Below are 11,084 nucleotides of genomic sequence, written 5' to 3'. Positions count from 1 at the left end.
CACGAGGTTGTTATGGCAGAAGAAAACAAAGACAGCAAAATCATCATCGACACACCGCCGCCCAAACCCGAAAGAATCCTCCCCAAACCCGAGTTTGTGGAAGAGGAATCCGGTCAACTGGACCCGCGCAAGGAAGATCCGGGCATGATGGAATCGTATGGCACGTTTCCCGTCTGGATGCTCAAGGGAATCCAGATGCTGACCCCGGACGCGCTGGTGCAGAAAAACCCCTCAAAGAAAAAATACCGAGTCTGACCCAACCCATGCGAGCCATCAAACGGGCGCTGATCAGCGTCTCTGACAAGACGGATGTCGTCGAATTCGCCAAGCAGTTGAGCGAACGCGGTGTGCAGATCCTTTCCACCGGCGGTACGGCGCGGATGCTGGAAGAAAACGGCATCAAGGTCATTCCCATTTCCGATTACACGGGATTCCCGGAAATGATGGGCGGCCGGATCAAAACCCTGCACCCGAAGGTGCACGGGGCCATCCTGGGACGCCGCGACGACCCCGAACACATGCAGGCGATGAAGGACCACGGCATCGAACCCATCGACCTCGTCGTCATCAACCTGTACCCGTTTGAGGCAACCATCGCACGCGACGACTGCACGCTTGCCGACGCGATCGAGAATATCGACATCGGCGGGCCGACGATGGTGCGCTCCTCCGCGAAAAATTACAAGGACGTCGCCATTGTGGTCAATCCGGACGACTACAAGGTGGTCATCGCGGAGATGGACGCAAATAATGGAGAAGTGACGGAGGTCACGCGCCAGCGGCTGAGCCGCGACGCGTTTGCCCTGACCGCGCGATACGACGCGGCGATCAACCGTTACCTGTCGTTGCAGATCGAAGGCCCGGACAGCTTTCCGCCCACCTACCAGCAGACCTTTCTCAAGGTTCAGGACCTGCGTTACGGGGAAAACCCGCATCAGGCGGCGGCGCTCTACCGCGAGTACCAGACGCTGGAGACAGATGTCGTGCAGGCGCGGCAGCTGCAGGGCAAGGAGTTGTCGTTCAACAACTTCATCGACATGAACGCGGCGTGGGAATGCGCCATCGAGTTTGAAGACCCGGCGGCAGTGGTCATCAAACACACCAATCCGTGCGGCGTCGCCATCGGAAAGGACCAGCTGGATGTGTTCATCCGGGCGCGGGAGACGGACCCCGTCTCCGCATTCGGCGGGGTGTTGGGATTCAACCAGGTGGTCACGGCACAGACGGCGGAAGAGATCCTGAAAAACTTCGTGGAGGTGGTCATCGCTCCGGGTTACGAACCGGAAGCCCTGTCCCTGTTCGCCGCGAAAAAGAATGTGCGTGTGATGGAGATGCCGACCGCGCAAACCAACCCGGATAAAAAACGCCTCGACCTGAAACGTATCGGCGGCGGCCTGCTGGTGCAGAATGCGGACGACGTCACGCTCAACCGCACCACGCTCAAAACGGTGACCAAACTGCAACCGGACGATGCCACCCTGCGCACGCTGGAGTTCGCGTGGATCGTTGCCAAGCACGTCAAATCCAATGCCATCATTTACGCACGTGATACCGAGACCGTTGGTGTCGGTGCGGGCCAGATGAGCCGGGTGGACTCCGCCCGCCTCGCCATCGACAAGGCCAACAAGCCGGTGGATGGATGCGTGATGGCCTCCGACGCCTTCTTCCCGTTCCGCGATTCCATCGACGCCGCGGCGAAAAGCGGCATCCGGGCCATCATCCAGCCCGGTGGCTCCATCCGCGACAAGGAAGTGATCGAAGCGGCGGACGAGCACGGCATCGCCATGGTGTTCACCGGCATCCGCCACTTCCGGCACTGATCCCGGCCCCTTGCTCCCTCTCCTCCCTCCCGTGTTCCCCACGGCCCTCAACTTTATGGAAATTCTTCCGTAAAGAATTGAAAAGATTTCTCCAAAACAATATCTCCAGGAATTCTTCCCACGCACTTGCGGGGCCTGTTTATTCTAGAAACATGAAACGGGTCTTTACGGAGGGCCGTCATGGACTGGACCCAAATCACATCCAGATTCAAATTCAAACTGCCGAGAATCCGGTTTTCGGTGCTCCTGCTCGAAAAACTGATCATCGCTGGTTTTTACGCGTCGCTGATGTTCATCGTCTTCGGGGTGATGGCCTATTATTACTTCCAGCCTTACTTTCAGAGCCTGAAAAATAAAGACGACTTCCGTTACCAGCAGGCGGTGGGAGAAATTAAAGAATTGCACTTCCTGGAGGCGTTTCGGCAGTTTTCCGAGTTGGAAGATATCGAAATGAAAAAGCTTTATCTTGAACGCTATGAACGCTGGCAGAAACAGTTCAAACAGGACCCGAAGTTTCGTCTGGAACAGCGGCGGGAACGCAAGGAAACAATGGAAAAGGCGCGGGAAGCGCGGCTGGAAGATCATGCCAAAGCGGTTTCCAACATCCGCTATACCAACCGCCTGTCCAGCATGCTGGCCGAGCGCCTTCGCTGGGGCCAGGCGGGCCCCTGGGAAAAAGGACTTATCCTGCGCGAAAAGTGCGTTTACTACCTGAAACAGGAACAATCGGAACGCGTTTCAATTCCACAAGGCGAGTACCAGTCCAGCCTGGTGGAGACGTTTCAGGACACGCGGCTGGGTGGAATGACGCCGGAGTTGTTCTGCACCGACCTCATTCCGCTTGAGGACAACCCCCGTGCCATCGGTCGTGCGTTTGAGAAGTTGAAAGAGAAACTGGATTATTTCAAGTATCTTCAGCTACTTGGGGAGATCGGGATGAAGGAAAGCGAAGTGTTTACCTTCACCGAAAAGCTGGAGGGAATGACCGAAGACCTGGCCGGCACCTGATTTCTCCTCATTTCATTACCGTCCGCCGGAAGATTCTGCGGATTGTCTGGAACCCGCCCCGTTCTGTGGCCCGGATCCCTCTTTTTCCAGGATGGCCGTCATCAGTTGCTTGATCTCGTTGTTGTTCTTGATTTCAGGAAGCTCACCTTTGCCGGTTTCCGTGTAAACGATCAACTGGCGCAACGGACGGATGACCAGGTTATAAGTGTATCCTGCCGCTATCAGCGAAAACAACCCGCCAACCACCGCGATCCAGATCGATTCGTTGCCGAGGCGGTCCGCGGTGCGCATGAGGGATTGTTTGAGCAGGCCGAACTGTTCCCCGCTCAGTGTGACCGGGTCGATGCCCGTCAGCAGGCGCTCCACCTGGGCCATTTGGATGTTCAGGTAAAACGCCATGTAGCCGAGTATGGCGATCACCACCATGTAACCCGCCATGATGAGGTTGATGATGCTTTTTCGTTCGCCGGGAAGTTCGTCCCGGAATATTCCAAGTTTCATGGGTATTGAATCCTTATGGTATGAAGCGGTGTTTCACCGCAGGGTTCCGTGCAGGAACAGGCGGTCCCGGACCGAAGAGGGGACGGGAATCGGGCAACGGGATTATTAAACCCTAACCTCAAAGGCGGGGAGAGGTCAAATATTTTACCGGGAAGGGTTGCGAAGCCGTGTTGTTTATTCCTGCGTTTCCAGTGCGCGCCGGACCCGGCCCCAGTCGAAGGCGGATCCGGGGTCGTATTTGCATTTGACGCCGGGGGTGGTGCCCGCCTGAACGTGAAAGTGGCCGAGAATTCCGCGAAAGGTGGCGAAATTGCGCAGGCGGGAGAGCGGTGTTCTGCCTGTATTTTTGTCGAAGGGTACCTTCAAACCAATACCCGGTAACAGCGCGTGGACGCCGAAACACAACCGAATGAGCGCCTGGTACTGTTCTTCCGTGAAATCCCACATGCGAACCATCTTGCCGTTGACCCTGCGGCTGAAATAACCCCTTTGGCCATACGTTCGCGCCGGCCTGGCCACAAAACCGGGGGTGCGAAGCGTGTTCCGGTAAGCCTGCGGCAATTGCAACCGCCAGTAATTCCCCTGTTTCACGTATAAATCCTTCTCGGCGCGGTAGAGGTCGGACTCCTCCGCCCGTGCCTGCCACGAGAGGTTCGCCATTTCCACATGGATGGCGCGTTCGTTGCCTTTGCGGTCATCGGCGGGTGCGGTGTTGGTTTTCCAGTACAGGTCGCAGGTCTGGTAGAGAGTGCCGTCGAGGTCCAGGTAAAAATGACTTCCCATGAACGCGCTTTTCTGGAGCACTTCATGGCAGTGGCGGGAGGTGTAGCACACGTCGTAATGCAGGACCAACTGGTGCACCGTTTGCGTGAGTTCCTCGTAAGCACGTTCAGGATCGGCGATCCGGTAGGCGTCGAAAGGCCGGGTCGGTGCGTCATTCAGTTCCGGCGGATGCTGATGACACGCAGCGCGTCCGCGCGGATGCGGACAGCGAAACCCGCCCGCCTGGTTCCACAACACGACCGGCGAGCCGATATCCATGGTTCGGCCGCAGGCGACGATGGCTTCGTGGGGGGTGGTGTCGTTCATGATGTGCGATGCCGGGGGACCGGGCGGCGCCATGTTATTGTTTGCGATCTTCCGCGGGACGCCCCCAATGCAGTTTCTGTCGCAGGATCTGGTAATAGTTTTTTCCGGGCGCCTGGATGAGGTGAACCGGCTTGGGGCCGCGTTGCACTTCCAGGGTTTCCTCGCTGGTCATTTCGTAACCGTGTTGACCGTCGAGCGTGATCTGCACTTTCTCCTGCGTGGTCAGGTTTACCTGGATCACCGCCCGGTCGGGAATGACGATGGGCCGGTTGGTCAGCGTGAACGGGCAGATGGGGCAGAGCAGCAGGGCGTTCATGCTGGGGTGAATGATGGGGCCGCCTGCAGAAAGCGAATACGCCGTGGAACCCGTCGGCGTGGCGATGATCAGGCCGTCCGCGCGGTACGACGTCATGTACTGATCGTTCACGTGCACTTCCAGGTTGACGATGCGGGCGTCGCGTTTGTTGATGACCACGTCGTTGAGCGCGGCGTCACTACGTAGAACCTTGCCGTGCCGTTTGAGGCAGGAGCGCAGCAGCATGCGGTCTTCCACCGCAGACTGTCCTTTCAGCACGTTTTCCAGCGTCGAGTACAGCTCCGGAAGAGCGACTTCGGTGAGGAACCCAAGACTGCCGAGGTTGACGGCGAGGATCGGCACCTCGTGATTTTCGGTCAGGCGCGCGACGCTCAGCAACGTGCCGTCGCCGCCAAGGACGATGATCAGATCGCTTTTTCCCGGAATATCGTCACTGCCGTCGTAGGCGGGTTCCTGCACGATGGCGGCGGTATCGGGTGGCATTAAAACCTGGTAGTTGCGCTGGCGGAGCCAGTCCACCAGTTCCTGGAGGACTTCCTGGCTGATATGGGGTTTCTGTTTGCAGAAAATGCCGATGGATTTGATGGTGTCCACGAAAATTCCTTTCGGGAAGCTGCGTCTTCCGGCGGACGCAGGCGTACTCCTTACGGCATCATATAGAACTTTCCCGTTTCGGCGCAAGTTTTCCTTGCTTCTCAGGAGGCGATGGGAATGGGTGGAAAAAACTCAGAGGTTGCCGAAGTCCTGCGGCTTGATGTTGTCCAGCCACTTCTTCCACTGGTCCTTGTCTTCCGGGGAGGCTTTGCTGGTGTCGGGAAGGTCCAGGCTTTTGGCCGCTTCGATGACTTCTTCGTTTACAAAGATAGGGGATTTGGTCCGAAGCGCCAGGGCGATGGCGTCGCTTGGCCGCGAATCAATGTTCAATGTGCTTCCACCGTGAACCATGGAAATGACGGCGTAGAAAGTATTGTCCTTGAGTTCGCTCACGAGGATGTGGTTGATCTCTGCTTTCATGTTGCCAATGAGGTTTTTCATCAGGTCGTGGGTCATGGGACGGGGCGTGGAGATTTTTTCAATCTCAAGGGCGATGGCGTTCGCTTCGAAAAAACCAACCCAGATCGGCAGGGCGCGGTTGCCTTCCAGATCCTTGAGAATGATGATGGGCATATTCGTCAGGGGATCCAGCGTGAGCCCATCTACTTTCATTTCAACCATTGAGAACAGCCTCGTCAATCAATTGGTAAGGAGAAAACCGTTTGGCGCAGTCGTTTTGGAGATCACATTTAAATACTAAATCAATCCCCACCCTTTTTCAATCATCGTTTTATCAAGGCAGGAGCCTCCAAAACGGCCCTTCGGGAGGAGAGTGGGGAGTCAGGCTTTGGAGGTGTTTTCCTTTATGAAATCCCGCAGCTTGGCCTGGACCACTTCCGGGATTTCAATCTTTCCCATGGTCTCCCGGCACAGGTCACTGGTGGATTTGTACGTGTTCAGGAAAGAGATGCAGGGAGGGCAGTCCTGAAAGTGTTCTTCCAGTGCGCTTGCAGTCTCTTCACTCAGCGCCCCTTCCAGGTAGTCGTACAGCAAATCGATGCATTCCTTACAGCAGATCATTTCTTCTTTTCCCCCTGCGCTTGGTATTCTTCAAAATAGTGAGACAATTTCTTACGCAAAAAGAGCCGCGCCCGATGCAGTCGCGATTTGACCGCTGCAATGGTCAGGTCCAGAATCTCGCTCACCTTTTCGGTGGAGAGTCCTTCCACATCCCGCAGAATGAACACCACCTTCTCTTTTTCCGGCAATTGATCGACAGCCTTGCCGATGATCTCCCGCGTTTCGTTGGAGAACAGCAGGGATTCGGTCGAATCCGACCAGTCCATCAATTTTTCGGTCTGAAACCCCGTTCCATTGAAAGCGGGCAGGATGTCATCCAGAGGAACATACTGCTCTTTTTTCTTGTTGCGGAGCTTCATGTATGTCGCGTTCAGGGTGATCCGGTAAACCCAGCTGGAAAATGCGGACTTGCCCTGAAACGTATCGATCTTTTTGTATATGCTGAGGAGCACTTCCTGCGTGATGTCCTGGGCATCCATCTGGTTGCGCGTCATGTTGAATGCGAGGGCGTAGATTTTTCGCTGATAGGACTCAACGATTTTTTCAAACGCCTCGTGACTGCCCGCCTTCAGGTCCCGGACCAGCAGATCGTCCTGCTCTTTTTCTTCCTGCGTCGGCATGCGTAGACACCCTGGGATGTGCGCGTTGGGGGATTCCTTACGGATTCAGCAGCGGCTCGTGATCCATCCCAAAGGGGTCTCGCCCTTTGAAATTTAAGATGCCGGGGAAACGGAAAACGGTTCATTAATTCCCGTCCCGGAGTCCACTGCAACCCGGATTCTCAAGTCATATCCGGGTACCGGAATCGATCGATCCACGCCGGTGGTGCGAAAACCGGCGTGGAATTTCCGATTCTATCACCCTTGCCCGGGAATGGGAACCACGCGGGGGCGGTTTTAGGTCAATTGCCGGGATCAACGTGGGAGGGGTGCCGGTTGGGAACGGTTTCCGGGAACGGGTTTCAATTCATCTGTAAGGAATGGCTTGTTTTGCGACTAAAAAAAGGTTTAAAAACCAACGGTTAGCGCGGCACTGTGGTAAAATCGCATCTTTTTCACCTTTTTCTTCGACGAGTGGTATGAAACAGGGTCTCAGGTTTTTGGGGTTGTTTGTGTTTGTGCTTTGGATGGGGCTGCCTTCTCCGGTGGGCGCTGAGGGTTCCTACTTTTCAACGGACTTTTCCTCGCCCAGCGTGGAATCGGAAACCCCTTTTGCCCAGAGTTCGCCCGTCAAATACTTTTCCAAGGTGGTACTGGGACAGTCCCCGGACCCGGTCATCCCGGGATTCATGGCACAGTTTCACCAGGGGCAGACCCTGTGGGGATTTGAAATCGGGTACGGCTTCACTTTCGATCTGCCGCCTCCACCCCCCTCCTTGGGCGACCGCACGGATATCGAGTTCGTTTATTTTTTCCCAAAATGGAAATACAACCTGACCGGAGTGGTGGGGGAAGGGGCTTACCAGGGTGCCCTGTACTGGGTCGTCGAAGGTGGCGTGGTGGCGAACGTCACCGACCCGGAATTCAATAGCGTCAAAACGGACGACGCCCCCAATTTCGTCGTGGCGCTGGTGCCGATTCAGGTGGAATACAAATTCCTCAATCCTCACCGCCGCTGGGTTCCCTTCGTCTTTGGCGGGGCGGGGGTCTCCGTCGGCGACTTCCAGCACGGGGCCAATGAGATCAGCACGCCTTTCGAATTTGTGCTGAATACGGGTGGCGGTATCGAATACTTTTTCGAAAACGGCAGGGCGGTGAGTTTCAACTACCATTTCTGGCACCTGTCCAACTCCGACATCAAGGAACCGAACGTCGGCCTGAACGCCCACGTCTTCACCATCGGGTTCACGTTCTAGAGCGGGTTCCGGCCCGGCAAACCTTTTTCTTCCGGCCGGGATCGCTTATAATCTTGCCTTCTCACCCGTGCAGGGTGGGGCGCCGCGCGCGCCCGGTTCCCTCAACCCCTGGTGACCATGAGCGACCGCCATCCCGGCCACAACCCGATCCCTTCCAAAACCAGCCCGATCGATCGTGCCTTCAATGCACTGGAGGTGCTGGCCTATCGCCATTCGCTTTGGGTGCTTGCGGCATCGCTGCTCCTCGCATGCCTCAGTTTCTGGTACACGGCGCACCACCTCACGTTCAACACCAGCCGGCAGGACCTGATCTCCCCGTCGCAGAAATTCCACCAGCTCTTCCAGGATTACCGCAAAGCGTTTGAAGATTTCGACGGCATGATCGTGGTGGTCGAGGGCAACCGGCCTGAACCGATGCGCCGCTTCGCCGAAGCCCTGGTGTCCCGCCTGCAAACTCGGCAGGAACTGTTCTCGGAAATTTATTACAGGATCGACACCGGTTATTTTCGCGACAAGGCCCTGCTTTACCTGGAACCGGACGAAATCCGCGAACTGGGCGGCAAGCTGGAGTCGCATCATGATTTCCTTTCCAGTGTCAACCGGTCGCCGGGGCTCAACACCCTGCTCGAAAGCATCAACCGCGAAATCAGCGCCGGCATGGTGGGGTCTCTCATGACGGATTTCCTTGGCACCGGCGGCGGAGAGGAAAAAGACGACACCGCCGACCTCAATATGCTCATTGCGCTGGTCAAGCAGATGAGGGCGCATCTCAAAGACCCGAATGCGGAATACCGCTCTCCGTGGAGTTCGTTTTTGCAGGACGACGAGAATCCGCTGGAAAAGGACGGGTACCTCGTCAGTGACGACGGCCGACTGCTGTTTGTGCTCCTCAACCCGGTGGAAACGGAAGGCGACTTTTCCGGATCGAAAAATTCCATCGAGCTCATCCGCAGCATGATCCGGGAGGTGAAGCCGGATTTCCCGGAGGTGCAGGTGGGGTTGACCGGGGGTGAGGTGATCGCATCGGACGAAATGCACACCACCATGACCGATGCGCAGGAGGCTTCGGAAATCGCCCTGGCAGGGGTCGCCATCCTGTTCATCCTCTGTTACCGCGAAGTGCGGAAACCCATCCTCGCCGTGTTCAGCCTCGTTCTGGGGCTGGCGTGGTCGATGGGCTACACCACCCTTTCGGTCGGCCACCTCAACATCATGTCGGTGGTGTTCACCACCATCCTCATCGGGCTCGGCATCGACTTCGGCATCCACATCCTCGGACGCTACCGCGAAGAGCGGCGGAATGGACTCGATTCGTTTTCCGCCATGCGCGAGACCTTGCAGAAGACGGGACGGGGGAATCTTGCAGGCGCCATCACCACGGCAATCGCATTTGGCGCCATGGCGTTCACCGATTTCATCGGCATCGCGGAGCTGGGCGTCATCGCTGCCGGGGGTATCCTGCTCTGTTTCCTGGCCATGGTGCTCACGTTTCCCGCGTGCATCTCACTGGAGGAACGCTGGCTGAAACCGAAATACGTCAAGCGCCGCTACGTGGACCTGCGCGAAAATCTCATGGAACGTTTTTACGCGCACTATTACCTGATCATCTTCGGGTCGCTTGCGGTCCTGCTGGTATCGGCGTGGGCGTCTCAGTCCCTGCGTTTCGATTACAACCTGCTCAACATGCAGGCGGAAGGCATCGAGGCCGTGCGCTATGAAATGAAAATCCTCGATAACGCCCAGCGCGCGTCGTGGAATGCGGCGTTCATCTCCAAAACCCGCGAAGAAGCCCAGGCGAAATACGAGCGGCTGAAAACCATGACCAGCGTCGGCAAGGTCGAGGGCCTGTTTGAAGCGGTACCGGAGAGCCAGCAGGAAAAAATGGAACTCATCGCCGACTACGCAACCGAGATCGATGGATACCGTGTGGCGGTTTCCGACGAGTCGTTTTCGCTCGATGCACTTTTGGCAACGATGAAAAAGATCCGGTTCAAACTGCGCAAGAAGGAAAAGAAAGGGCCGACGGACGAGGTGGCAGAGGCGTCGGAATGGGTGGCGCGGTTTCAACAGGACCTCGACAGTACGGACCCCGCGACTGCGACCGAACGCCTTTCCGCGTTTTCGGAAACGCTGTTCGTGGATTACCGGGAACGCATTGCCGATCTCAAGGCCGCGGCGCATCCGTCGGAGGTGAAGATCGACGATCTGCCGCGCGACCTCAAAAACCGTTTCATCAGTGACGACGGACGCTACCTGACGCTGGTGTACCCCTCGATCAATATCTGGGAGCGGGAGGAGATGGAAACGTTTCTCGCCGAGATGCGGCGGATCGATCCCGACGTCACCGGCAACGCCGTGCACATGTATGAGTCGAGCCGCTTGATGATCGACGGCTATGTCCGTGGTGGCATTTACGCACTGGGGGCGATTTTTCTCTACCTGCTCCTTTCCCTGCGCAACCTCAATACCACAATGCTGGTTCTGGTGCCGACCCTGGCGGGGGCGGTGCTGACACTGGGCTTGATGGTGCTCTACAATGTCAACTTCAACATGGCCAACCTCGTCATCCTGCCGCTCATCTTGGGTATCGGCGTGGTGGACGGCGTGCACATCGTGCACCGCTACCGGGAGACGCCGGACCAGGGCGGCAACGTCATCTCCAAAAGCACCGGCATGTCGGTGGTGCTGACATCCCTCACCACCATCATCGGTTTCGGCAGCCTCATGGTGGCGGAACACCAGGGCGTGTACAGCGTCGGGCAGGTATTGAGCCTCGGCGTCGGCAGTTGCATGATCACGTCGATCACGCTGCTGCCCGCACTCATGAAGCTCTTCCACGCGCACGGCTGGCGCATTTGAATCGAAGAAAATAGAAAAGGTA

General features: G+C 56.9%; 11 protein-coding genes. 5 read left to right on the top strand and 6 right to left on the bottom strand.

What is annotated here, in order from left to right:
- The first annotated feature begins 12 nt into the window (after window positions 1–12).
- The 3 genes from ACTRW9_RS09085 to ACTRW9_RS09075 all read left to right on the top strand — a co-directional run bounded on the left by ACTRW9_RS09085 (window position 13) and on the right by ACTRW9_RS09075 (window position 2,828).
- Window positions 13–255, top strand: a complete 243-nt coding sequence (locus tag ACTRW9_RS09085; RefSeq protein WP_005011246.1) for a hypothetical protein — start codon at window positions 13–15, stop codon at window positions 253–255.
- A gap of 8 nt (window positions 256–263) precedes the next feature.
- The gene (gene purH, locus ACTRW9_RS09080; protein ID WP_442425923.1) at window positions 264–1,820 is read left to right on the top strand and encodes a bifunctional phosphoribosylaminoimidazolecarboxamide formyltransferase/IMP cyclohydrolase; all 1,557 of its coding nucleotides are present in this window, start codon (window positions 264–266) and stop codon (window positions 1,818–1,820) included.
- Between the two features lie 180 nt (window positions 1,821–2,000).
- A complete protein-coding gene (locus tag ACTRW9_RS09075; RefSeq protein WP_442429096.1) occupies window positions 2,001–2,828 on the top strand; it encodes a hypothetical protein in 828 nt (275 codons plus the stop codon).
- A gap of 15 nt (window positions 2,829–2,843) precedes the next feature.
- Here the strand turns inward: ACTRW9_RS09075 and ACTRW9_RS09070 are convergent, their stop codons facing one another.
- The 6 genes from ACTRW9_RS09070 to ACTRW9_RS09045 form a co-directional block, all read right to left on the bottom strand.
- Entirely contained in the window at window positions 2,844–3,329 is a 486-nt protein-coding gene (locus ACTRW9_RS09070; protein WP_442429095.1) for a hypothetical protein, read from the bottom strand.
- Between the two features lie 174 nt (window positions 3,330–3,503).
- Entirely contained in the window at window positions 3,504–4,418 is a 915-nt protein-coding gene (locus ACTRW9_RS09065) for a peptidoglycan recognition protein family protein (protein WP_442429094.1), read from the bottom strand.
- Window positions 4,419–4,452: 34 nt separating this feature from the next.
- A complete protein-coding gene (locus ACTRW9_RS09060) occupies window positions 4,453–5,328 on the bottom strand; it encodes an NAD(+)/NADH kinase (protein WP_442429093.1) in 876 nt (291 codons plus the stop codon).
- Between the two features lie 132 nt (window positions 5,329–5,460).
- On the bottom strand, window positions 5,461–5,949 hold the full coding sequence (locus ACTRW9_RS09055) for a bifunctional nuclease family protein (protein ID WP_005011229.1): 489 nt from the start codon (window positions 5,947–5,949) through the stop codon (window positions 5,461–5,463).
- Window positions 5,950–6,108: 159 nt separating this feature from the next.
- Entirely contained in the window at window positions 6,109–6,348 is a 240-nt protein-coding gene (locus tag ACTRW9_RS09050) for an anti-sigma factor family protein (RefSeq protein WP_442425918.1), read from the bottom strand.
- Window positions 6,345–6,968: an RNA polymerase sigma factor gene (locus ACTRW9_RS09045; protein ID WP_442425917.1), complete on the bottom strand. Its 624-nt coding sequence runs from the start codon at window positions 6,966–6,968 to the stop codon at window positions 6,345–6,347. The genes ACTRW9_RS09050 and ACTRW9_RS09045 overlap by 4 nt, the downstream gene beginning before the upstream one ends.
- Before the next feature lie 458 nt (window positions 6,969–7,426).
- On the opposite strand from ACTRW9_RS09045, the gene ACTRW9_RS09040 reads away from it, so the two are divergent.
- Together ACTRW9_RS09040 and ACTRW9_RS09035 are read left to right on the top strand one after the other, a co-directional pair.
- A complete protein-coding gene (locus ACTRW9_RS09040; RefSeq protein ID WP_442429092.1) occupies window positions 7,427–8,203 on the top strand; it encodes an acyloxyacyl hydrolase in 777 nt (258 codons plus the stop codon).
- A 117-nt stretch (window positions 8,204–8,320) separates the two neighbouring features.
- Window positions 8,321–11,062, top strand: a complete 2,742-nt coding sequence (locus tag ACTRW9_RS09035; protein WP_442429091.1) for an MMPL family transporter — start codon at window positions 8,321–8,323, stop codon at window positions 11,060–11,062.
- The last annotated feature ends 22 nt before the right edge of the window (window positions 11,063–11,084 follow it).

The sequence above is a fragment of the Nitrospina sp. 32_T5 genome, from assembly GCF_052156635.1.
In the GTDB taxonomy this organism is placed as follows: domain Bacteria; phylum Nitrospinota; class Nitrospinia; order Nitrospinales; family Nitrospinaceae; genus Nitrospina.
The sequence above is the reverse complement of the archived record's forward strand: the minus strand, read 5'-3'. Positions and strand labels throughout refer to the sequence as shown.